The following is a 25,272-nucleotide window of genomic DNA, read 5'->3' on the forward strand; positions in this document are numbered from 1 at the left end:
AAAACAACATCGTTCGATAAATGATCAAAAACAACCATTTGTGCCCAAAAATCAGCCAGAAATCTAAAGGCAGAAATGCTTTTTTCTAAAACTTATAACAAAAAAGCCCTCTAACCTTGCGATTAAAGAGCTTTTTGAAGTGAGCCATTACGACTTAATAAGCGATATTAGCCCAACCATTTTCTCGCGTTCTGGAACAAACGCAACCATGGTGCTTGCTCTTGCCATTCGCTTGGATGCCAGCTGTGCTGAACCGTACGATAAACACGTTCTGGATGAGGCATCATTATCGTCACACGACCATCTTCCGACGTCAGTCCCGTCACACCTTGAGCCGATCCGTTCGGATTGAAAGGATACTGCTCTGTTGCTTGGCCGTAGTTATCCACATAACGAAGGGCGATTTGAGAAGAAGACGCTAGCGCCGCCATATCCTGATCGTCACGGTACTCCGTTTGACCTTCACCATGCGCGACGGCGATTGGCATACGAGAACCTTCCATGCCAGCCAGTAAGATAGAGTTCGATTTTTGAACTTCAACTTGCACTAGACGCGCCTCAAACTGAGACGATTGGTTACGAACAAATTTTGGCCAATGCTCTGCACCTGGAATAAGCTCATGCAAGTTCGACAACATCTGACACCCATTACACACACCGAGCGTGAAAGTATCAGGACGATTGAAGAAGGATTCAAACTGCTCGCGTGCCACCGGGTTGAAAAGAATAGACTTCGCCCAACCTTCGCCCGCACCTAATACGTCACCGTATGAGAAACCACCACAAGCAACCAAACCACTGAAATCGGTCAATCTTGTACGACCAGACAAAATATCACTCATGTGAACATCAACTGGTGTGAAGCCTGCCTTATGGAATGCTGCCGCCATTTCGACTTGACCATTTACACCTTGCTCACGCAATACAGCGATTTTAGGCTTAACACCAGAAGCAATGAAAGCCGCAACAATGTCTTCGTTTTGGTCAAAACTCACCGATGCCGACAAACCGGGGTCTTTTGCATCTAGCAAGCTGTCAAATTCTTGCTGCGCAGAATCGGGGTTGTCACGCAACGCCTGAACACGGTAACTCGTTTCAGACCAAACACGCTGCCAATTAATGCGCGTTTCTTCTAACACAGTTTCGCCAGCAAAACGCACACGAATATTGTCATCACCAGAAAGTGCCGCAATAGGAGAAACGGCAACACCCACTTTTGCGTAAGCAGCCACAATACTCGCCACATCCGCTTCATTCACCTGAACCACCGCACCCAGCTCTTCACTGAATAAAGCAGGTGCCAGTTGAACTCGATCAGAAATTACGTCATCAAGATCAATATTAAGACCCAAATGACTCGCAAAAGACATTTCCGCCAAGGTTGCAAACACACCGCCGTCGGAACGGTCATGGTATGCCAACAACTTACCTTCCGCATTTAATGCTTGAGTCGTGTCAAAGAAGCCGGCCAATGTTGCGGCATCGTCCACATCTGGTGCTTGCTGCCCCAACTTATTGTAAACCTGAGCAATAACAGAACCACCAAGGCGATTCTGGCCTGCACCCAAATCGATCAACAACAAACGCGTATCGGCTTTGTTTTGAAGCTCTGGCGTCAATGTTTTACGAACATCAGAAACCGGCGCAAACGCCGTAATCACCAAAGACAATGGCGACGTCACCGCTTTTTCTTCGCCATTTTCTTTCCATACGGTTTTCATCGACATGGAGTCTTTACCAACCGGAATGGCAATGTCCAATGCAGGGCACAATTCCATACCGACGGCTTTTACCGTTTGATAAAGCTTTTCGTCTTCGCCTTCATGGCCTGCCGCGGCCATCCAGTTTGCGGACAATTTAATGTGACGACGCTTAGTCACCAATGACGCGGCCAAATTGGTTAGCGCTTCACCGACCGCCATACGACCAGATGCTGGTGCATCAAGCAATGCAATCGGCGTACGCTCGCCCATGGTCATCGCTTCACCTGTGTAGCTTTCTAATGACGACGTTGTCACAGCAACATCGGCAACAGGCACCTGCCAAGGACCGACCATTTGATCGCGAGCAACCATACCGGTAATCGAGCGGTCACCAATGGTAATCAAGAAGTTCTTACTCGCCACGGTTGGTAAGCTCAACACACGATTTGCCGCATCAGAAAGATCCACGTCCACCGCAGTGAAATCATCACCAGCGATAACCGCTTTTGTTGCTTCACGGTGCATCTTAGGTGCTTTTCCGAACAAAACAGACATTGGCAAATCAACAGGCTTATTATTGAAATGCTCATCGGCGACTTCTAAATGCATTTCTTCTTTGGCTTCACCAACAATGGCGAAAGGACAACGTTCGCGCTCACAAATGGCCGTGAATTCTGCAACCCGATCGGGAGAAACTGCCATCACGTAACGCTCTTGCGATTCGTTACACCAAATTTCTAACGGTGACATGCCCGGTTCATCATTTAACACTTTGCGCAAATCAAAACTGCCGCCACGTTCTCCGTCTTTTACTAATTCAGGCAACGCGTTAGACAAACCACCAGCACCTACATCGTGAATAAAGCTGATTGGGTTTTCGTCACCAAGCTGCCAACAACGGTCGATCACTTCCTGACAACGACGTTCCATTTCTGGATTGCCACGTTGTACAGACGCAAAATCAAGATCTTCGTTGCCATCTGCAGACGCCATAGAAGACGCTGCACCGCCACCAAGACCGATCAACATAGCGGGGCCGCCCAGCACGATCAGTTTAGCGCCGACTTTAATTTCTTTTTTCTCAACATGCTCACGACGAATATTCCCCATACCACCTGCCAACATAATCGGCTTATGGTAACCGCGTACTTCTTCTTGAGAAGCGCCTTGGATTTTTTGTTCGTAAGTACGGAAATAACCCAACAAGTTTGGGCGACCAAATTCGTTGTTGAATGCCGCGCCACCAATAGGACCTTCGATCATGATATCCAAAGGCGTGACGATACGAGAAGGCTTGCCGTAGTCGCTTTCCCAAGGCTGTTCAAAACCAGGGATCTTAAGGTCAGAAACTGTGTAACCACTCAAACCTGCTTTGGGTTTTGAGCCGATACCTGTCGCGCCTTCATCACGAATCTCACCACCAGAACCCGTAGCTGCTCCTGAAAAAGGTGAAATAGCCGTTGGGTGGTTATGCGTTTCAACCTTCATCAAGATATCGATGTTTTCTTGGCTGAAATCGTATTCACACGAACCCGGCGCTGGAAAAAAACGGCCCGCGAAGTTACCTTCCATGACCGCTGCGTTGTCTTTATAAGCCGACAAGGTGCCATCAGGATTGTGTTCGTGTGTGTTCTTGATCATTTTGAACAAAGAACGCTCTTGCTCTTCGCCATCAATGGTCCAAGACGCATTGAAGATTTTATGACGACAATGCTCTGAGTTTGCCTGAGCAAACATCATCAATTCGATGTCGATTGGGTTACGACCCAATTCAACGAATGACTCAACAAGGTAATCAATTTCGTCTTCCGCCAGTGCCAGACCCAACGTTTGGTTTGCCTCAACCAACGCTGCGCGGCCACCGCCGAGTACATCAATACTGGTCATCGGTGCTGGATCTGCATGAGAAAACATGTCAGAAGCGTCGCTCAATGCCGGAAGCACGCTTTCTGTCATACGGTCATGCAACATCATCGACAACAAATCCAACTCTTCAAGCGTTAACGCTGCCGAGCTATGAATAAAATATTCCACCCCGCGTTCAACGCGAGAGACGGCCGCTAGACCACAGTTATGAAGAATATCGGTTGCTTTCGATGACCAAGGTGAAATCGTACCCAAACGAGGAACGACTAAAACGCTTTGATCAGATGAACTGACTTGGGAGGATTTAGGACCGTAGGCCAAAGCACGTTGTAGAACAGTGTTCTGTTCAGACGTCAGCGTTTGATTATCAGCCAGCTCCACGAAATGGAGAAATTGAGCATCGACATCTGTAACAGTCGCGACAGATGCTTGCATATTGGCTAATAACTTTGCCTTGCGAAACGCAGATAGCGCAGCGGAACCATGCAGAGTTAGCATGTTGAGTATTGCCTCACTTGGTAGTTTTGGGGAAATGGTGGGGTATTTTAAATCAATGAGGCAAATAGAGGCCAGCAGAGTATGAATTTTCTACACAAAATGAGCGAATAAGTTACTTAAATCGCCTTTTTCGCTTGTTCTTTGAGCTTCTTCTTTTGCTCACGGCGGTATTGAAAGAAATGTGTCAGTTGAGCAGACGCTGTTTCCGCCAACACACCAGATGACACCGTCACCTTATGATTAAGAAAAGGCGCATCAAAAAATTGCCCCTGACTTTCCACCACGCCACTTTTCGGTTCCGTCGCGGCATACACAACGCGATCAATACGAGAGTGAATGATTGCACCGGCACACATCGAACAAGGCTCTAACGTGACATACAGAGTGGCACCCGGTAAACGATAGTTGTTCATATTTTTGCAAGCCATGCGAATCGCTTGAATTTCCGCGTGTGCCGTCGGATCACTCAAAGAGATTGGCGCATTGAACCCTTCGCCAATCACTTCATCATTTAATACGACAATCGCCCCCACTGGAATCTCACTTTCCAATGCGGCTTTCTCCGCCAGCGCCAGCGCTTGCGTCATCCAGTATTGATCTTTCATTCTTGATCTACCTCAAGGCGGCTATACTTTCTCTAAGGCATAATCGCCTTCCATACATAATTGCCATTATTGCGTAATCCGCTCTACACTAAAATTCAACGCGACAATAAAAACAAGGAGTTCTGTTTATGCGCACTGTAGCTGATTTAATGATTACCAACTTAGTGACATTGAAAGAAAATGATTCGTTAGCGAAAGCCAAAGAGTTAATGCATGAAAAAAACATTCGAAACATTCCTATCGTCGACGACGAGGGAGAATGCGTGGGCATGCTAACGCAACGAGAATATTTACGTCATGCCTTTCATTTGGTTAGTCAGTTCGGCACACAACTACTACTCAAAAAGGAACAACAAACCCCCATCGCGAATGCCATGAACAAAGACATATTAACCGTTAGCCCTGAAACAGACTTAGACATGGCAGCCGAGTTTTTCATTGAAAACAAGTACGGATGCCTACCAGTCACACAAAATGGCAAACTCGTCGGCATCCTTACTCCGGTAGATTTCGTAAAACTCGCCCACAAGATGCTAAAAGGATCTGCGTAGGCAAAGCGCTTTCAAACCATCAATGAGAGACAGAGGCCGCCAATTGCGCCTCTTTCTCTATCTGAACCTCGATCGCCTGTAATCCAAAATCTGTATCTGACAAACAAAAACTTACCGCCTGCCCTTTTCTAAGTGTTTTATGACCATCACAGGCAATCGATTTATAATGAACGAAAACATCGCTGTCTTCTTCTCTTTTAATAAACCCCAAGCCCTTAGCGTCGTTAAACCACTTAACTTTTCCGGTTAATCGTTCCATAACTTTTTCGCCTCTTTTCTTATTTTTATTAAAGTAAGCGTGAAATCAGAGAAGCGACAATCACATCTCTGATTTCTATTTTTACAAAGACTTGATGCTTGTCTTTTGTTCTTCTAGCTTATTCACTGCTAACTGCAAGTCATCACACTTAGCGCGTTCTTTATCGACCACTTCAACTGGCGCCTTCGCCACAAAGCTTGCGTTAGAAAGCTTGCCTTGTATACGCTGCAATTCTTTTGATGCTTTATCAATTTCTTTTTGCAAACGCGCCAATTCGGCGTCTTTATCAATTAAGCCGGCCATTGGAACCAATACTTCCATATCGCCCACCAAAGCCGTTGCCGACATCGGCGCTTCATCACCGACTTCTAGCCACGTTACTGTGTCCAGCTTAGCCAATGTCTGTAAGAACGTTAAGTTAGCATCAAGACGCGCTTTATCTTGATCCGATCCATTTCGACACAAAATAGCCAACGGCTTCGAAGGGGAAATGTTCATTTCACCACGAATATTACGAATACCTTCAATCACACCTTTCAGCCACTCAACATCCGCTTCAGCGTCAGCGTCTTTTTTCGCTTCTTCAGCCACAGGATACTGGCTTAGCATAATCGTCTCGCCAGTGACGCCAGCCAAAGGCGCAACGCGCTGCCAAATTTCTTCGGTTAAAAATGGCATCATAGGGTGAGCAAGGCGCAGGAAAGCTTCCAAGACACGAACCAAGGTACGACGAGTACCGGTTAATTGTGCAGCGGTTGCATTTTCATCCCAAAGTACAGGCTTAGACAATTCCAAATACCAATCACAGTATTCGTGCCACATAAATTCGTACAGCGCTTGCGCCGCTAAATCAAAGCGATGCGTATCGAAAGCGCGATTCACTGCGTCTTCCGCGTGCTGTAATCGAGAAACAATCCATTTATCAGCAAGAGACAACTCAACGTCTGCGCCGTTTTGGCCGCAATCTTGATCTTCCGTGTTCATCAAGACATAACGTGTCGCGTTCCAAATTTTGTTACAGAAATTACGGTAACCTTCTAAACGATTCAGATCGAACTTAATATCACGACCACCCGACGCCAACGAGCAAAGGGTAAAGCGCAATGCGTCCGTACCGTAAGCTTGAATGCCTTCCGGGTATGTCTCGCGGGTGTTTTTCTCAACCTTTGCCGCCAAACGTGGTTGCATCATGCCGTACGTGCGTTTTTCAACCAAAGATTCAATATCGATACCGTTAATCAAATCCAATGGATCGATCACGTTACCTTTGGACTTCGACATTTTATCGCCACGCTCATCACGTATAAGCCCCGTAATGTAGACCGTTTTAAAGGGTACTTTATTGGTAAACTTCAGTGTCATCATGATCATTCTGGCAACCCAGAAGAAAATGATATCGAAGCCTGTCACCAGCACATCAGACTCACTAAATTCAGCAAAGTCTTGAGTTTCTTCCGGCCAACCTTGTGTTGCAAAGGTCCACAATGCAGACGAAAACCACGTATCTAGCACATCTTCGTCTTGAGTAAGCTCAACGTCTGCGCCAAGACTGTATTTCGTCCGCACTTCCGCTTCGTCTTTGCCTACGTAGAATTTACCATCAGCATCGTACCAAGCGGGAATTTGATGCCCCCACCAAAGCTGACGAGAAATACACCAATCGTTTAGGTCACGCATCCAAGCAAAATAGGTGTTTTCCCACTGTTTAGGCACAAACTGAATGTCGCCATTTTCCACAGCTTCGATTGCCGGTTTGGCTAAGGTCTCAACAGCCACATACCATTGCTGTGTCAAGTAAGGTTCGATGACCGTATTACCACGTTCGCCACGAGGCACTTTTAATTTATGATCCGCGACTTTTTCTAACAACCCAAGCGCATCAAAATCCGCAACGACGGCTTTACGCGCATCAAAACGATCCATACCACGATATTTTTCTGGCGCAGTATCATTTATCGCCGCATCGTCCGTTAGAATATTAATCAACGGCATGTCGTGACGTTTGCCAACTTCATAGTCATTAAAGTCGTGTGCAGGGGTGATTTTTACACAACCCGTACCAAATTCTTTGTCTACGTATTCATCCGCCACAATCGGAATACGACGACCCACCAGTGGTAACTCAACAAATTTACCAACAAGCGCAGTGAATCGCTCATCATCTGGCGCCACAGCCACAGCCGCATCACCAAACATGGTTTCAGGACGCGTGGTTGCCACCACAATGTAATTTTTTCCGTCGGCTGTTTTTACGCCGTCCGCCAATGGGTAGCGGAAATACCACATGAAGCCATTCTCTTCTTCCGAGATCACTTCCAAATCAGAAATCGCAGTATGAAGCACTGGATCCCAGTTAACCAAGCGCTGGCCACGGTAAATAATGCCTTCGTCATAGAGGCGAACAAACACCTCTTGAACCGCAGCAGACATACCTGGGTCCATAGTGAAACGTTCTTTATCCCACGCAACAGAGTCACCTAGAACACGCATTTGATCAGAAATAGTACCGCCTGATTGCGCTTTCCAATCCCAAACTTTTTCTAGAAATTTTTCACGACCAAGATCATGGCGAGTCACATTCTGAGCGGCCAATTGGCGCTCAACGACCATTTGTGTGGCAATACCTGCATGGTCACAACCCGGTTGCCACAATGTGCGGCTGCCTTTCATTCGTTCACGACGAATCATGGCATCCATTAAGGTATGCTGAAACGCATGCCCCATGTGCAAACTGCCCGTGACGTTTGGCGGTGGAATCATGATGGAGAAAGGTGAACCGTTGCCTTGAGGGGTGAAATAGCCGCCCTCTTCCCAACGTTTATAAATAGGCTGTTCAATACTCTGAGGTTGGTAGGTCTTTTCCATTATGGTGTCTTAAAGCTCTTATGTAGCGGTCAATTTTAATTTGGGGAATTATAGCGTGTCATACCAAGATAAAGAACAACACACTCACAATTTTGCGGTCAGCGGATACACTCGCCAGACGGCTCACTGCATTCATCTAATCTTTTTTATTCGTCGCATCAGCGGCATGCAATGCCTGCATCACTTCTGCAACCAACTCAGGCAAGCGTCTTTCAAGCACGCCAGTAATTGTTTTGGCAATCAGCTCGTGCGATAAAGACACAGAGGAAACCCTGTCTTCTTTCGGCTCTTCAACGGCCTGCTTTTCACTTTTCATATTCTCTGGCTGAGCCGGAGAATCATCCAAAGACTGAGTTAAATGCCCTTCCTGACTTGTCGCCAAAGACGCATGATCCGCAACAATATCCATCAAAATAGGAATATCGTCCTGATTACGCAAGGCGGACATCAACGTTTCTTCATCTGGCTCAAAAACACCATCATCATGCTGAGTGGCTAAATCTGACATAGGAAAAACCATATAGTAAGAAAGCAAAATACAACAATTAAACAGGGATTCCTGTTCAATCCATCATTTATAGCCCTCAACTTTCGCATTGAAAAACCCAAAAGTCCACCCTATCCAATACAGACAAAGCCCCCAAAGACACAGAGATAAAAATAACCCCTTGTTCGGGCTAATTTTTCCTCAGAAACGGATCATAAAAAAAGCAGTGACGACGAATCATCACTGCTTTAAAAAACCATTTAGCCACTTATCACTAAGTCACGATCGGTTTTACTTAGGATACTTTACCCAACAAATAACGCGTCAACAAAGCAACAGGTCGACCACTTGCGCCTTTTGCCGCACCGCCAGACCACGCAGTACCTGCGATATCCAAATGTGCCCAAGGATAAGACTCAGTGAAACGAGACAAGAAACACGCCGCTGTCACAGAGCCCGCTTCAGGGCCACCAATGTTAGCGATATCGGCAAAATTGCTGTCTAGTTGCTGCTGATATTCTTCGTCTAAAGGCATTTGCCAAATTTTATCCGCTGCCGTCTGGCTGGCCACTTTTAACTCAGTCGCCAACGCATCATTATTGGCGTACATACCCGAGTTCACACTGCCTAGCGCAACAACACACGCTCCTGTCAATGTCGCAATATCCACAACGGATTTAGGCGTAAAGCGCTTAATGTATGTCAAGGCATCACACAACACCAATCGACCTTCTGCGTCAGTATTCAAGATCTCTACCGTTTGGCCCGACATGGTTTTCACGATGTCGCCCGGTTTCGTTGCACGTGCACTCGGCATGTTTTCTGCTGCCGCGATAACCGCCGTAAAGTTCAACTTAGGTTTCAATTCACAAATGGTTTTCATTGTGCCGAAAACACTCGCCGCACCACACATGTCGTACTTCATTTCGTCCATTTTTGGACCCGGCTTCAGGGAAATACCACCAGTGTCAAACGTGATACCTTTGCCTAGTAGAACATGTGGTGCATCGCCTTCTTCACCGCCGCGGTAGTTCATCACGATCAAGTAACTTGGCTGATCGCTTCCATACCCTACAGATAACAGGCAATTCATACCCAGCTCATCCATTTTACTTTCATCTAGCAACTCAACACCGATGCCATACTCTTCACCCAACTGCTGAGCCTGAGATGCCAAATAGCTTGGTGTACACACATTGCCTGGCAGGTTACCAAGTTGACGCGCAAAGGCTGAACCACTCGCGGTTGCCGTACCGATGGTTAACGCGGCTTCGTCCGCGCCTTCCAACAACAAGTTTGTCACTTTCGTGGCTTTTTCTGCGTCGTCCATTTTGAAGCCAAGGAAATTGTAAAAACCCTCATTCAACCACTGAGCAACCAAGGCCAGCGCATCGCTTTGTGAACGATTTTTCAATGCCAAACCTGTCGTTGCAACCGCCACAGAGGCAAATGGCAACCCTTTGATTTGAGCCGCAATCGCCGCAATCACTTTGCGAGCTTGCATGTCGCTTAACTGAGCCTCTTTTCCGACACCAACCAACAACACCGCCTGTGCGAAATCTTGCGTCACACCCGGCAACAATAATGTTTGCGCTACTCCGGCTTTAAATACACCAGACTCACGCAACTGAGACACTTGCCCGTTGGCATTCTCATCAATCCACGCCGTGGATTCTGGAAAAGTTCCTTCACTTGGAACAAAGGCAACAAGCAAATCAGCCTGCACTGTGGATAAGCGATCAAATAACGCCATATTCATGAAAAAACCCTCAAAAAATAACTTTTTAAAAAAAACTGGATAATGTCCTTCTTACCGCGAGATAATGGGGGCTTTAGATGTGTAATCAACTCTACGCTTACAAAGCAAGATTCATCCAGAGGTGACTTTGAGACTATTCAGATACTTAGCGAAAGAAGTGCTGGTGTCAACAGCTGGCGTGACGCTAATTTTATTGCTCGTTATTCTAAGCGGACGTTTTTCATTTTATTTAGGCCGTATTGCCGAAGGCAAAATGACCTTCGAATTTTTATTCGTGATCCTTGGCTATCACATTCCCAGCTTTATACAGATGATTTTGCCTTTGGCATTTTTCCTATCTCTTTTATTAGCGTTCGGTCGTTTATACATAGAAAATGAAATGGCCGTTCTGTTTTCCAGCGGCATAAGCAAAATGAAACTGGCCGCTTACACACTGGGCATAGCGTGCATTATCAGCCTCGCCAGCGCATCGATTAATTTTTGGCTTGCGCCATTCAGTGAATATCGAGCCGCAGAAGCTTCCCAAGAACAAAACAAACTCTCTGCTTTTGATTTTCTTTTACCGGGACGCTTCGAGGGCAGCGGACAACGCACAACTTATATAGACAGTTTCACACCAAATGAAGGCTGGATGAATCAAATATTTTTATCCGATGTAGTACGTAAAAAAGGCATCAATATACCGGTACAAACATTTGCATCCTACGCAGAACAAATACGCATCAGCTCAGAAGGCAACCAAAGCTACCTTGTTTTCAAAAATGGCACTCGCTACGAAGGAAAACCCGGCACAGCCAATTATCGTATTACCCAATTTGACACTTACGCCGTACGAATGGAAACAGAAGACAACAGCGTCATCGATGCGCCTTACACACAAAGCACGCTCAAGTTGATCAACAGCAACAATTTATTAGAACAAATAGAGTTACAGTGGCGGATCTCGTTGGTGGTCATCATCCCAATTCTTGCCATCATCGGGCTTTCTTTAAGCCAAGTGAATCCAAGGCAAGGTCGTTTCTTTAAAATGCTGCCTGCTATCTTGCTCATGATTCTATACATCGCACTCCTCATTTGGGGGAGAACAGGTTTAGAGAAAGGCAAACTACCGATTCAATTTGGCTTATGGTGGATACATGGCATCTTCGCATTGATCGCGGCGGCGCTGTTCCTCCAATACAATCAAGTCTTTGAGCGCCGCAAAGCCAAGTTACCACAGAGCAAATACAAATGAACAAAATAGACAGATACATTGGCAACAGTGTTTTATGGGCGTTTCTGATTGTCGCCGTTGTGCTGCTTGGACTGGACTTTGCGCTAACCTTCATAGAACAGATTAAACGCGTCAACGACGCTTATACCATTCAATCTTTGCTGCAAGTCATTCTCTATCGCCTTCCCGGCAAACTCGCGGAATACATTCCTATCGCATCATTGATTGGCACACTAATGGGCTTAGGGACGCTGGCCGCCACATCCGAACTCACCGTCATGCGAGCCGCTGGCATGCCAATTTGGCGCATTGGCTTCGCTGCCTGCCAACCTATCTTTCTGGTTTCTTTATTAGGAATGGGGATTTCAGAGTTTGTCGCACCAATGGCTGAACAAAAAGCCAATTTGATTGAAAAGGTCCAAGACCAAGAAAGCGGCGCATTTTCTCTCACTGGAGGCGTATGGTTAAAAGCCGACAATAATTTCGTTTATATTGACGCCGCCGACGACAAAGGAAAGCTCTATGGTATTCAAATATTTTCGCCAGACGAGCAAAAACTAAAACACATCACCAAAGCCGTCAGCGCACAACACATTGATGGCACACTATGGCAGCTTAATGGCGTCAAAAAAACACACTTCGCATCAGACCACGTAGAAACTGAAAGCATGAAAAATGCGGACTGGAATGTCAGTATCAAACCAGAACATTTATTTCTCGCATCTCAGGAACCCGATACATTATCACTCAGCCAGTTAGCAACCTACCAACAGTATTTGCACCAGCAAAACCTTGATGCTTCTCAATATGAATTAGAGTTTTGGATTACCATATTGCGACCCATCGCCTCATTGGCACTGGTGCTTGTAGCACTTTCGAGTGTGTTTGGACCGTTGCGATCTTCGACCATGGGCGGCCGTATTTTCACCGGGGTCATTATCGGCTTAGCGTTTCAAAACGCACTCAACCTATTTGGTCGAATGAGCGTTGCCGTTGACTTCCCGCCCGTTATAGGGGTTAGCATTCCCATTATTATTTGTTTGTTCGCCGGCATAATGCTTGTGAGACGCAGAGGATAACCAAAACGCCTCAACGTGATCAAGACGCCATAAAACGAGCAATTCTTGCCAAGGCCTCTTTCAATCTCGGCCCATCACAAGTGTAAGCAAATCGCACATACTTATGTGCATCTTTGACGCCAAAATCCGCACCGGGCGTCAACGCCACGTTTTCTTTCTCCAGCAAGTCTAAGCACCACGCCATGGTGTCTTGCGTCACGCCCGACACATCCACATAAACATAAAACGCACCGTGCGCTGGCGCCACCACAGGCAAACCAATCGTCCGTAAACCTTCAAGCAGAACCAAGCGGCGAGCATTCATAGTCTGGCGACGCACCTCACACTCAGCCAGCACATCGGGAGAGAAGGCACGAATCGCAGCGTACTGAGAAACACTGGGCGCGGAAATAAACAGATTCTGCGCCAACTTCGTCGCCCCCTCAATTGCCCATTCAGGCACAACCAGCCAACCTAACCGCCAACCCGTCATCGCGAAATATTTCGAAAAACTATTTATCACAAATATATCGTCATCAATGGACAGCGCCGAAAAATCTTCCCCCTCATAAACCAACCCTTGGTAAATTTCATCCACCAATAAATGTCCACCAAGCTCACGTACTTTTTCCCACGCTTCAGCAATATACGCCTTACTTAAAACCGCACCGGTTGGGTTTGAAGGCGACGCCAACCAAAGGCCAGCGGTACGCTCACTCCAATGAGTCGCCAATGTCGCCAAGTCCATTTCAAAGCCATCGCTGGCGCTGGTCTCCACCAAGCTCGCTTTCGCCCCAACTTGCACAAGAAAATGACGATTGCAGGGATAACAAGGATCCGGCATCAAAACATCGTCTTCAGGATTCACCATCAAAGACGCCATCAACAGAAGCGCGCCTGATGCACCGGGCGTGACAATAATGCGCTCCGGTGACACAACGACCTGATATTGAGAAAGGTAGTACTCACTAATGGCTTGCTTTAACTCTGGCAAACCCGTTGCGGAGGTATAACCGGTTTTTCCTTGCTGAATCGCCAACACGCCAGCATGAGCCACTTCGTCAACCGCCACAAAATCAGGCTCGCCGATTTCAAGGTGAATAACGTCCTTACCTTGAGCCGCCAATGCTTTCGCTCGAGCCAATACAGCCATCACTTGAAATGGCGAAATTTGCGCCACTCTCTGCGCCAATTTATGGTTTTTCATCCCGTTTTCTCTACCTGATTCAAAAATTTCGTAACAATTTGCGCAAAAAAAGTGGTTAAGCGTCACGTTATCTGGTAAGTTTCCCGCCGAAAATAAACCACCCAATTTTATCGTTTACAGGTTACCACAATGGAAACCTGCGAAGTGAGGCAATGCGTATGCCAAAAATGAACCCTGATTCATTAATGAAAGACTTCACTCCTTATGTAGCTAAGGATGGCGAAGAATACATGAACGAGAACCAGTTGGCGCACTTTAAGAGCATCCTACTCAACTGGAAGCAAAACCTTATGGAAGAGGTTGACCGTACGGTTCACCACCTTAAGGAAGAGGCCGTTAACTATGCCGATCCTAATGATCGTGCTAGCCAAGAGGAAGAGTTTAGCCTAGAACTTCGCGCTCGAGATCGCGAACGCAAACTGGTTAAAAAGATTTCTCAGACCGTTGAGCTCATTGATGCTGACGATTATGGCTACTGCGAAGAATGTGGTATCGAAATTGGTATTCGTCGCTTAGAAGCTCGTCCAACAGCGTCTATGTGCATTGATTGCAAGACATTGGCTGAGATCAAAGAGAGACAAATCGGCGGCTAACCATTCGCGTTTTCAGAACCGGACTTACTAACCGTGTCTAACCACGCCAATCCGATGTGTAATCTCTATCGTGGCCGTTTCGCGCCTTCGCCAACCGGCCCACTCCATTTTGGCTCGCTAGTCAGTGCTTTAGCGAGCTATCTGGACGCAAAAAAACAGCACGGCACGTGGATCATTCGCATCGAAGATGTGGATGGCACTCGCTGCAAACCCCTTTTTTCTCAGCAAATCACCGACACACTCCTCAGCTATCATTTATTTCCTGACGAAGACATTCGAATTCAAAGTCGTCATACAAATGCATACGAGCAACAATTGTCTGTATTAAAAGCGCAAAAAGCGGTTTTTCCTTGCAATTGCACGCGCCAATCTCTCGCTCAATATCATGGCAATCACCCTTTAGTGTGCGACAGTTCGATTGACCAGCCGCACTCATGGCGTTTAAAAACCAGTCTTGCGACTTATCAATATCAAGACAGCATTCAAGGCTTGCTCAATTTTGACGGCGACCTAAAAAACAATTGCCCCGTCTTAAAAAGAAAAGACGGCTATTTCTCTTACCAATTAGCGGTTGTTGTCGATGATCACTTACAGAATATTACTCACCTCGTAAGAGGCGCAGATTTAATAGACACCACCGCTCAGCAGTTACACCTTTACCACCTGCTTGGCTGGACGCCGCCATCCATCTGCCACATTCCGCTTATTACTAACGACTCGGGCGATAAAATCAGCAAGCAAAATCACGCCAAGCCTATTAAAAACAATCACCTAGCCACTCTTCTTCGCGCACTGCATTATCTAAAAATCGACATAACACCGTCATCAATTGAAGACGCTCTTTTACTGGCCATTGAGGCCTGGGACCCAAGTAAACTTAATGGCATCAAACACCTTTCGCTAGAAGAGCAGGATCAACACTTTCTCTAAGTCGTTTGTTCAATTTTATGCATCCCACCATCTCGACCAACCCCCCTCTATGTGTATAATCGTTACACTAGTTACAAGAGGTGACAATTCATGCACAGCATTATGATTATTAGCCCAGACAATTCCCCTCTCAGAGAGTCTGAAAAATGGCTGTCCCGCTATGGCTTTCACGTCAACACCAGCAATTCACTGGAACAAGCCAATCGATACTATGAGCTGACTGAATTTAACCTTCTCTTGATTGATCAAGAATCCATCAATCAGCTTGAGAACACAAAAAAAGAACTCCCCAGCACACCCAATCGCATTGTATTGGACACAAAGCCCAGCCTCACAACCGGCATCAACAGCATGGCTCAAGGGGCCGTTTACTACCTCCCTCTGCCGACGGACTCAGAAACATTATTAAAACACGTCGTGAATGCGCTGGAACAAAACGACCACCCTGATTTTGCGCCAGACCCAACACCACAAGTCTATTTCTCCAACACGGAAAAAGAAGAAACGATCACCCTTGGCACACCTGGCAGCGGCATTATTGGGCAGTGCCCTCCGATGCTAGAGTTATTTAAAGACATCAAGAAGATTGCCACGACAGAAGCCACAACACTGATTCGAGGCGAATCTGGAACCGGTAAAGAGCTGGTCGCCAAAGCCATCCATAACGCCAGCCTAAGAAAGCACAACCAGATTGTCAGTATTAACTGCGCCGCCATTCCAGAAAATCTGATTGAGTCGGAATTATTTGGTCATGAGAAAGGCGCATTTACAGGGGCCACCGCCGCCCATGACGGTTTAATCAAAACCGCCGACAAAGGCACACTGTTTCTTGATGAAATTGGTGAATTGCCCCTTGAAGCTCAGGCCAGACTGCTCCGAGTATTACAAGAAGGCGAAGTTCGTCGGGTCGGTGCAACCGAGTACAAAAAGGTCAGCATTCGCCTGATTGCCGCAACACACAGAGACCTCTTTGATATGGTGAGGAAAGGGCTATTTCGGGAAGATTTATACTACCGCCTATATGTCATGGAGTTACTTCTGCCACCACTTAGAGATCGTGGCGATGACATTTCCATGATCGCCAAAGTATTGCTTGAAAAAACCTGCCAAAAACACAACAAACCTGCTTACCATTACAATCGTGCATTTGATAAGGCCATTCGCTCACACCGCTGGCCAGGCAATGTACGAGAGCTGGAAAACGCCATTGAACGAGCCGTCATTCTCAGCCCAGCAGAAAAAGTCGAAGCCGCCAACTTAAAACTGGCCAGCCAACTAAGCGACAACAGCACAAAAAATGTCACATCACCCCCCAAAATAGATGACCAAGCCTTAACAGGCACAACACTGGACGATTATTTCAAACACTTCGTCCTCTCGCACCAACACAAGATGACAGAAACACAACTTGCACATTCTTTGGGCATATCAAGAAAAAGCCTTTGGGAAAGACGACAGAAACTGGAAATACCCAAAAAAGTAACAACAGAAAAGTAACACTTGATACGAAAATACCCAAATAAATAACGCAATATTGTAAAAAAAGTGTACAGGATTTTCTCAAACCTTAATAAAATCAGCACTTTATTGTTTTTGGCACAACAAATGCCTTATAGATGTCACAACGATAATAAGATTGACCAAGAATAAAAATAAGTTAATCGTCGTATGTAGGTTCTTAAAAATAAAAACAATAACTAAGAACACCGTGACCTCTTCAAACAAAAATAATATTTGAGGTCATGGATGGAAAATCGCTTTGGATAATTGATTTTTTTAGATATACAAGCCTTCGGGCGATGAAAACAATGCAATAATAAAAATAAAACCTGAGTAGAACTGCTGAAGCAGCACCCACTTTGTTTTCGGAACTAGTATCTTCATGTATCCAAAGCGATTATTTTATTTACCGATCGGTAAATATCAAATCGCTTCGAAATCACTCATCTTTCTCGACACATCAAATTCACCCAGACAAGTCCATTATTCGTGTAAATTTCATCCATCACGTGTAGAATGCCCTTTTCGCTAACTTTAAAATTTGTTGTCTAATGCTTACAGGATTAAAATCTCTGGTACGTAAAGCTACCTCTCTGTTTGCCTCACCACAGGCTCAGACTTACCCTATTATCATCCCTCGCAGCGATCACAGCTTATCTCGCCAAAATTTAAGCCCGAATGCAGTAAAAGTATTGTATCGCTTAAATAAAGCAGGCTACGACGCTTACCTTGTCGGCGGCTGCGTGCGAGACCACCTCATCGGTATTGATCCAAAAGACTTTGATGTCGTCACCAATGCGACGCCTGAAGAAGTCCACACGATTTTTTCGAACTCAAGACTCATTGGTCGTCGATTTAAACTGGTTCACGTGACATTTGGACGTGAAATCATCGAAGTCTCAACATTCAGAGCCAGTGCCGCTCAAGAAGACAACGACGACGAAAACACATCAACAACCTCATTGAAAGGCAAAGACTCCGCGCGATCGGCTCACGGCATCGTATTACGCGACAATGTCTACGGTAATATTGAAGAAGACGCGGAACGTCGAGACTTCACGTTCAACGCTCTTTATTACAATGTGAAAGACTTCAGTATTCACGATTACTGTGGCGGCCTAAAAGACATTGAAAACAAACAAATTCGCATTATTGGTGACGCTCGACAGCGCTATCAAGAAGACCCAGTTCGTATGCTCCGTGCCATTCGCTTTGCAGGAAAATTGGGCTTTGAACTGGAAGCAAAAACAGCCGCTCCTATTAAAGAAATGGCGCATCTGCTAGATCATATTCCGCCAGCACGCCTGTTTGAAGAAGTCTTAAAATTACTGGGCAGCGGCAACGGTATTGAAACCTTCGTCCTACTTCGTCAATACGGTTTATTCCGCTATTTATTTCCTGACGCTGAAGCCTTGCTACAAAGCGGCTGGAAACGTGACGATATCAACCCAGAAGCCTTTATCCTTCAGGGTCTAAAAAACACCGACGATCGTATCCAAAGTGGCAAAACTACGGCACCGTACTTTTTATACGCCGTTCTACTTTGGCCAAGCGTTGCATTACGCCATGAAGAGTTTCAAGCGCAAGGCATGCCAGCCACACCAGCACTGCACCAAGCAGCGAACATGGTATTGGATAATCAAGTCGCCTCGACTGCGATTCCTCGACGTTTTTCAACGCCAATGCGTGAAATTTGGGACATGCAATTCAGACTGCCAAAACGCTACGGTAAACGTGCATTTTTGCTGTTAGAGCACCCACGTTTTCGTGCCGGCTTTGATTTCTTATTAATCAGAGAGCTAAGCGGCACAAAACTAGATGGTTTAGGCGATTGGTGGGAAGCATTCCAGCATGGATCAGAAAACCAACAGCGCGAGCTTATTAAAAACATCGATGCTCGATCTAACGACAAAGAAGGCCCGAAAAAACGCCGTCCACGTCGCCGCAGAAAGAGCAATGGCAACAGTACAAGCGCAAGCACATTAAGCGAAACATCTGACGAATAAGAGGGTGCGCTGTGATACAAGCTTATATTGGCCTCGGCAGCAATCTTGAAAATCCAATAGCGCAACTTGATTGCGCTATTGATGCATTAAAGAAACACGACGATCTAAAAGATCTTCGTGTTTCTTCTATTTACGGCAGTAAACCCGTTGGTCCACAAGATCAGCCCGACTACATCAACGCCGTCGCATCCTTTAATACCGTACTTTCCCCCATCGCCCTACTCGACTTATTACAAAGCATAGAACAAGCACAACGCCGAGTCAGAGAACGCCATTGGGGCCCGCGCACCCTTGATTTAGATCTGTTATTGTATGGGGCGGAAAAAATACAACTGCCTCGGCTCACCGTGCCACACCCTTACATGCTAGAACGAGGCTTTGTCATCAAACCTCTTAACGATCTTGCTCCTGAGATGCTCTTGGAAAATGGCAACACCGTTACCGAGCAGTTACACCAACTTGATACCAGCGATTTGGTCTTTATCAAAGAAGAATAAACTATGTATTCAGATAACTCACAAAGAAAGCTTACCAAGCCCGTTACTTTATCCACTCTCAAAAAGATGAAAATCGATAAAGAAAAAATCACCTGCCTTACCGCTTATGACGCTTCATTTACCAATGTCATGAACGTAGCCGGTGTAGAAACCATTCTTGTCGGTGATTCTTTGGGCATGGTCATACAAGGCCAAGACAGCACACTACCCGTGACGATTGAAGACATGTGTTATCACACATCCGCAGTGAAACGAGGTAACACCAATGCCTTTATCCTCGCCGACATGTCATTCATGAGTTACAGCAAACCAGAACAAGCACTCGATAACGCGGCGAAGCTAATGCAAGCGGGCGCCAGCATGGTTAAATTAGAAGGCGGAAGCTGGCTTGCCGATACCATACGACTATTAAGCCAACGCGGTATTCCCGTCTGTGCGCATTTAGGGCTTACCCCTCAGTCCGTACACAAACTTGGTGGCTACAAAGTCCAAGGCAAAAGCCAAGACGCCGCAGATTTGTTATTAAAAGAGTCTCTTGAATTGGTCGAAGCGGGCGCTGATATATTGCTTTACGAATGCATACCAACGGAACTTGGCAAAAGCCTAACAGAAGCCGTTCCCGTTCCAACCATTGGCATTGGCGCTGGTCACCACACTGACGGCCAAGTATTGGTAATGCACGACATGCTCGGCATCAATCTTGGCCACACACCAAAATTCGTCAAAAACTTTTTAACCGATGGTCGCAATGTCACAGAAGCCTTTGAAGCCTATGTAAAAGAAGTAAAAGACGCGACCTTCCCAGGACCAGAGCACGGATTCAAATAATGAAAACTTTCCACACCATTGCCGAACTTCGTGCCGCGCTAAAAATTGAGCGCCTACAAGACAAAAGCATTACTTTCGTTCCCACGATGGGTAATTTACACGACGGTCACATGTCACTCATTCGCCGGGCAACCGAAGAAGGTGACGTGATTGTGTCGTCTATCTTTGTAAACCCAATGCAGTTTTCAGCGAACGAAGATTTAGAGCGCTACCCGAAAACACTTGAAGAAGACAAACGTGTTTTAGAAGCCAATGGTTGTAACTACTTATTCGCACCCGCGGCGGTAGAAATGTACCCAGATGGCAAACGCAGCCAAACGCAAATTGAAGTCATGGGCTTATCCGACATTTTGTGTGGTGCATCGCGTCCGGGTCATTTTGTTGGTGTGGCGACCGTCGTGACAAAATTGTTTAACATTGTTCAGCCAGACTGTGCCATATTCGGCAACAAAGACTTTCAGCAATTGAAAGTCATTGAAGACATGGTTCGAGACCTCAGCTCAAACGTGCGCATTATCGGTATCGATACCGCACGCAATGACGACGGCCTCGCCATGAGTTCACGAAATGGCTATTTAACCGAAGAAGAAAGACGCATTGCACCCGCGATGTATCAAACTCTGTTATGGGCGAAAGACGCTCTCATAACAAACAGTGCGAGTCACGAGGACATTCGCGAACAAGCTCAACAGAAGCTTGAAGCGGCTGGTTTCCGTCGTGATTATTTCGAAATTCGCGCACAAGATAATTTACAAACACCGTCAGAAGAAGAGAAAAGCCTGGTCATTTTGGCCGCGGCATACCTAGGCAGCGCACGTTTAATCGACAACATGCGCATCGAATTGGCCTAATTCACTTTACGACCAAGGGAGATTGTAATGCGTTCACCCACAGAATTGACGGCTTGGCAGAAGCTAACCGAACACAAACAAGAAATGGCGTCTATTGAGATGAAATCCTTGTTTGAAGCAGACCCAAAACGTGCTGAAAAATACACCACGAAAGCAGCAGGCTGGACATTGGATTACGCAAAAAACCGTGCCAATGAAAAAACCCTGTCGCTACTGAACGATCTCGCCAAAGAGGCTGGTTTAGAAAGCGCAATCACAGGCATGTTCAGCGGCGCGCACATTAACAACACAGAAGACCGCTCTGTCTTGCACATTGCGCTTCGTGCCAGCCAAGCGCAAGAAACACTAATGGTTGACGGTGTTAATGTCTTAGAAGAAGTTCGCTCAACGCTAAAACAAATGGAAAAATTTGTTGCACAACTGCACAGCGGCGAATGGAAAGGTCATACCGGAAAAACCATTTCCGATGTAGTCTCTATCGGCATTGGTGGCTCTTACCTTGGCCCAAAAGTGGTTGCAGAAGCGCTGACACCATACAAAAAAGACGACATCAACGTTCACTTCGTTGCCAACATCGATGGCTCCGACATTACTGGCAAGCTAAAACAGCTGAATCCAGAAACCACCGTTTTTGTTATCTCATCGAAAACTTTCGGCACGCTAGAAACCTTGTCCAACGCCAACGCTGCGCGCGACTGGTTCCTAAGCAATGGCGGCTCTGAAGCAGCCGTCAGCAAACACTTCGCGGCGGTTAGCTCGAACGTGAAAAAAGCCGTCGACTTCGGCATGGCGGAAGAAAATATCTTCCCAATGTGGGATTGGGTTGGCGGACGCTACTCGCTTTGGTCTGCGATTGGCTTGCCAGTGGCAATTGCCGTTGGCATGGAGAACTTCTACGAATTGCTAGACGGCGCTCACCAAATGGATGAGCATTTCCGCACCGCACCGTTTGAAGAAAATCTACCGGTCATCATGGGCGCTCTTGGCGTGTGGTACATCAACTTCCACAACGCACAAACGCACGCCTTGATTCCTTACGATCATTACTTACGTGCCATGCCAGCTCATATCCAGCAGCTCGACATGGAAAGTAACGGTAAAGCGAATCTATTGAATGGTGACGGCGTAGAAACCGACACAGGCCCAATCATCTGGGGTGGCGCTGGCACAAACGGCCAACACGCTTATCACCAATTATTGCACCAAGGCACACGCCTTGTTCCTGTGGACTTTATCGCCCCATTGGCGTCTCACAACCCGATTGGCGAACACCACACACAACTGTTTGCTAACTGCTTAAGCCAGTCGCAAGCTTTGATGGTCGGTAAAACCCTTGAGCAAGCAGAGCAAGAACTTCGTGATGCGGGCGCAACCGCAGAGCAAGTCGCCAAGATTGCACCGCACAAAGTAATCAAAGGCAACCGCCCAAGCAACACCTTATTGACCGATAAAATGACACCAGCGACCGTTGGTGCCTTGATCGCCCTCTACGAGCATCGTACTTTTGTACAAGGCACAATTTGGGGCATCAACTCATTCGACCAATGGGGCGTAGAGCTCGGCAAAGTATTGGGCACCGACATCTTCAACCGCCTTGTTAGCGACAGCGACAACAGCGCACTGGATGCTTCTACCCAAGCACTGATCAAAGCGTTCAAAAAAGCTCAAGCTTAACAGCTTAATCTTTCATACAGCGACACTAAAAACACCAGCCTCGGCTGGTGTTTTTGCTTTCTCTGTTCCCTCCCCTTCTCTCTTCAAGGGGAGGGTTAGGGAGGGGTTATTGAAAGCGAAGCTTTCATGTAAGTCGCGCCTTCAGCCCGACACAAAACAATTCACATGACACCAAATCGTAGGGCATCATAAGCGCCAGCGTAATGTGCCGAAGAAAGCGAAGCTTTCATGTGAGTCACGCCTTCAGTCCGACACAGACCTTTTTACATGACGCCAAGCCAAGCGGCGTTTCTCTCTCGAAACTATCGCCTACCTCATCAAAACGCCGCTTGCTTTTTAAATCGAGCGTTTTATACACTCGTACTGGTAGAACTTGAAAAAGCGTTTTAATATCAATGAACAATAGATAGTACGCACTGCGGATAAATGACATAACGCACACCCTATTAAAATACTATCAGTCATAGGTGAAAAAAATGAAGCTTTCTGATAAAGGATTGTTTATAAAACTGATGGATGAAAATCGAGTAGAAAGCTTCTTAAATGGTAATATTTTTTTCAATACAGATAAAAAATTTACTCAAATGGACACTACTGATATCGTTCGATTTGACCCAGATGAGAGTCTTGATGAATCTCGTCAAATAAAAGAAATTTCAATACAAGACAAAGAAACCAGAGAGTACATACCTATTGGTGGCGTAACTAGCCCAATAAAATTTAGATATGCTAACAAAGGTGCATTAAATATTTTCTGTGTTTATGTACATTTAGAAAAAAATAATTCTCATTTTGATGAGAAAAATCTTAATTTTGGCAATTCAGCTGTAGTAATACGTGACCCTATAGAATTCACTAAAAGAATTCATTATGCAGCTAACAAATTTTCATTAAATATTGAACAAAGCCCTGTCGAGTATGTAGATCAAAAAAAGTACCACGGAGTAATGGGGCCATTTCGAAAGTATGATAGCTTTAAATATCAAAATGAATTTAGATATTTACTCCAACCAGGACAAAATGAAGCAATTACACTTCCAGTTGGTGATCTAAGAGATATATGTTTCGTAATACCAAGTAAAGATATACGACAGTTAAATATAAAGGAGTCACACCCCTTAAACACCAAATGAGTGACTAAATTGCACTAGCTTAGACCTGATCTGCCCCCTTTACTCTAAACCCACCCCATACCTCGCATTCCTGCCGCCGCCTTCCAGGCGGTACAAACATTCTTTCTCAACTAAGTCACTGAGGTCTCGGGTGGCGGTGGCTTTGGAGCTGCCGGTGATGCTGATGTATTTTTTGGCGCTTAGTCCGTCTTCGAAGCCACCCGATCCTGCATTAAAGAGTTTGCTAAGCACTTTCTGTTGGCGTTCGTTCAGTTCGGTGTGTTGATGTTTTTCCCAAAATTTGGCTTTCTTCAAAACAAAATCGACTTTCTTAGCGGCTTCTTGCTGCGCCAACAAAACAGAGTCGACAAACCATGTCACCCAGTCGGTAATATCCAAATTGAGTTGACTGGCTTTGTTGAGTCCATCGTAATAGGCGTTTTTATCTTTCTCGATGATCGTCGACAAGCTTAGTAATGGCGGCCTATTTAGGTCTTGAGCCAATGCCATTTCGGCAATCGCTCGCCCTACTCGGCCGTTGCCATCGTCAAACGGGTGGATGGTTTCAAACCATAAATGCGCGATAGCCGAACGCACTGGCCCAGCAAGAACGATATCTCGCTGTGCTTTTAATGGATTAGAGCGGTTAAACCAATCTAGAAATCGGTTTATTTCTGTATCGACTTGATACGCTGGCGGCGCTTCATAATGCACTTTTTCATAGCCAATTGGGCCAGAGACGATTTGCATAGGTTCTACAGAATCTCGCCATTGACCAACCTTTAGGCTACGAGGCAGCAGGCTGTTTTCTTGTTGTGGTAGAACCAATTGATGCCAGTGAAATAAGGTGGCTTTTGTGAGTTCGCCAGCAAAGCTATTACGCACGTCGACCAACAAGGCGGCCATGCCTTCTGCTCGCGGGTCTGCAACCCGGGTTGGTGGATTACTCAAGCCTAAAAAGTTCTTGATAGATGAACGCACGTCTTCACAGTCCAAACGCTCACCTTCTATCTGGCTTGTGTTTATGGCTTCGCTCACCATGAGGTCGATATAGGCATCGTACTGCAACGTATTTTCAAGTTGACTCATTCCACCAGACAAACGACCAGCCTCTAACGCGTACTGATACAAAGCGTCTCGGCATAGAGTTTCATCAAAGGTGAAGTTTGGCCAATCAGGGTGTTGCCAGCTGTATTTCATAGTATGAGCC

The 25,272-nt window shown here is 46.1% G+C and carries 20 protein-coding genes; 12 read left to right on the top strand and 8 right to left on the bottom strand.

Annotated elements, in window-relative coordinates; genetic code table 11:
* Positions 1-167 precede the first annotated feature (167 nt).
* Complete coding sequence (gene purL / locus D104_RS36260) at positions 168-4,067, bottom strand: phosphoribosylformylglycinamidine synthase (protein ID WP_024025590.1); 3,900 nt, start codon at positions 4,065-4,067, stop codon at positions 168-170.
* A gap of 116 nt (positions 4,068-4,183) precedes the next feature.
* Positions 4,184-4,672, bottom strand: a complete 489-nt coding sequence (gene tadA, locus D104_RS36265) for a tRNA adenosine(34) deaminase TadA (protein ID WP_024025591.1) — start codon at positions 4,670-4,672, stop codon at positions 4,184-4,186.
* A gap of 128 nt (positions 4,673-4,800) precedes the next feature.
* Between tadA and D104_RS36270 the strand changes: the two genes are divergently transcribed.
* Positions 4,801-5,223 (top strand): CBS domain-containing protein, encoded by a 423-nt coding sequence (locus D104_RS36270; protein ID WP_024025592.1) that lies wholly within the window; start codon positions 4,801-4,803, stop codon positions 5,221-5,223.
* Positions 5,224-5,242: 19 nt separating this feature from the next.
* Here D104_RS36270 and D104_RS36275 read toward each other — a convergent pair whose 3' ends face one another.
* From D104_RS36275 to D104_RS36290, 4 genes are all read right to left on the bottom strand, one after another.
* The gene (locus D104_RS36275; protein ID WP_024025593.1) at positions 5,243-5,482 is read right to left on the bottom strand and encodes a cold-shock protein; all 240 of its coding nucleotides are present in this window, start codon (positions 5,480-5,482) and stop codon (positions 5,243-5,245) included.
* Between the two features lie 81 nt (positions 5,483-5,563).
* Positions 5,564-8,347: a valine--tRNA ligase gene (locus D104_RS36280; protein ID WP_024025594.1), complete on the bottom strand. Its 2,784-nt coding sequence runs from the start codon at positions 8,345-8,347 to the stop codon at positions 5,564-5,566.
* 136 nt (positions 8,348-8,483) lie between these two features.
* Positions 8,484-8,855, bottom strand: coding sequence for a hypothetical protein (locus D104_RS36285; RefSeq protein WP_036201544.1), 372 nt, complete (start codon positions 8,853-8,855; stop codon positions 8,484-8,486).
* Positions 8,856-9,129: 274 nt separating this feature from the next.
* A complete protein-coding gene (locus tag D104_RS36290; protein ID WP_024025595.1) occupies positions 9,130-10,593 on the bottom strand; it encodes a leucyl aminopeptidase in 1,464 nt (487 codons plus the stop codon).
* A 121-nt stretch (positions 10,594-10,714) separates the two neighbouring features.
* Here D104_RS36290 and lptF point away from each other — a divergent pair, with 121 nt between their 5' ends.
* Positions 10,715-11,827, top strand: coding sequence for an LPS export ABC transporter permease LptF (gene lptF / locus D104_RS36295; protein WP_024025596.1), 1,113 nt, complete (start codon positions 10,715-10,717; stop codon positions 11,825-11,827).
* A complete protein-coding gene (lptG, locus tag D104_RS36300) occupies positions 11,824-12,885 on the top strand; it encodes an LPS export ABC transporter permease LptG (protein ID WP_024025597.1) in 1,062 nt (353 codons plus the stop codon). Before lptF ends, lptG begins: the two co-directional genes overlap by 4 nt.
* A 19-nt stretch (positions 12,886-12,904) precedes the next feature.
* On the opposite strand, the gene D104_RS36305 is transcribed toward lptG, so the two are convergent.
* Complete coding sequence (locus D104_RS36305; RefSeq protein WP_031215393.1) at positions 12,905-14,071, bottom strand: aminotransferase class I/II-fold pyridoxal phosphate-dependent enzyme; 1,167 nt, start codon at positions 14,069-14,071, stop codon at positions 12,905-12,907.
* Positions 14,072-14,229: 158 nt separating this feature from the next.
* Here D104_RS36305 and dksA point away from each other — a divergent pair, with 158 nt between their 5' ends.
* The 9 genes from dksA (at position 14,230) to D104_RS36355 (ending at position 24,083) form a co-directional block, all read left to right on the top strand.
* Positions 14,230-14,664: an RNA polymerase-binding protein DksA gene (gene dksA, locus D104_RS36310; protein WP_031215394.1), complete on the top strand. Its 435-nt coding sequence runs from the start codon at positions 14,230-14,232 to the stop codon at positions 14,662-14,664.
* A gap of 33 nt (positions 14,665-14,697) precedes the next feature.
* Positions 14,698-15,594 (top strand): tRNA glutamyl-Q(34) synthetase GluQRS, encoded by an 897-nt coding sequence (gene gluQRS / locus D104_RS36315; protein ID WP_084546057.1) that lies wholly within the window; start codon positions 14,698-14,700, stop codon positions 15,592-15,594.
* Between the two features lie 90 nt (positions 15,595-15,684).
* Entirely contained in the window at positions 15,685-17,091 is a 1,407-nt protein-coding gene (locus D104_RS36320) for a sigma-54-dependent transcriptional regulator (protein ID WP_024025601.1), read from the top strand.
* 554 nt (positions 17,092-17,645) lie between these two features.
* Entirely contained in the window at positions 17,646-19,100 is a 1,455-nt protein-coding gene (gene pcnB, locus D104_RS36325) for a polynucleotide adenylyltransferase PcnB (RefSeq protein WP_024025602.1), read from the top strand.
* Positions 19,101-19,114: 14 nt separating this feature from the next.
* Positions 19,115-19,597 (top strand): 2-amino-4-hydroxy-6-hydroxymethyldihydropteridine diphosphokinase, encoded by a 483-nt coding sequence (gene folK / locus D104_RS36330; RefSeq protein WP_200866783.1) that lies wholly within the window; start codon positions 19,115-19,117, stop codon positions 19,595-19,597.
* Positions 19,598-19,600: 3 nt separating this feature from the next.
* Complete coding sequence (panB, locus tag D104_RS36335) at positions 19,601-20,425, top strand: 3-methyl-2-oxobutanoate hydroxymethyltransferase (RefSeq protein ID WP_024025604.1); 825 nt, start codon at positions 19,601-19,603, stop codon at positions 20,423-20,425.
* Positions 20,425-21,276 carry a pantoate--beta-alanine ligase gene (panC, locus tag D104_RS36340; RefSeq protein ID WP_024025605.1) on the top strand — a complete coding sequence of 284 codons (852 nt, stop codon included), beginning with the start codon at positions 20,425-20,427 and terminating at the stop codon, positions 21,274-21,276. Before panB ends, panC begins: the two co-directional genes overlap by 1 nt.
* 27 nt (positions 21,277-21,303) lie before the next feature.
* A complete protein-coding gene (gene pgi / locus D104_RS36345) occupies positions 21,304-22,950 on the top strand; it encodes a glucose-6-phosphate isomerase (protein ID WP_024025606.1) in 1,647 nt (548 codons plus the stop codon).
* Positions 22,951-23,426: 476 nt separating this feature from the next.
* Positions 23,427-24,083: a hypothetical protein gene (locus tag D104_RS36355; RefSeq protein ID WP_024025608.1), complete on the top strand. Its 657-nt coding sequence runs from the start codon at positions 23,427-23,429 to the stop codon at positions 24,081-24,083.
* A 39-nt stretch (positions 24,084-24,122) separates the two neighbouring features.
* On the opposite strand, the gene D104_RS36360 is transcribed toward D104_RS36355, so the two are convergent.
* A complete protein-coding gene (locus D104_RS36360) occupies positions 24,123-25,262 on the bottom strand; it encodes a Fic family protein (RefSeq protein ID WP_024025609.1) in 1,140 nt (379 codons plus the stop codon).
* Positions 25,263-25,272: the final 10 nt, after the last annotated feature.

The organism is Marinomonas profundimaris (assembly GCF_000508165.1).
Classification (GTDB): Bacteria; Pseudomonadota; Gammaproteobacteria; order Pseudomonadales; family Marinomonadaceae; genus Marinomonas; species Marinomonas profundimaris.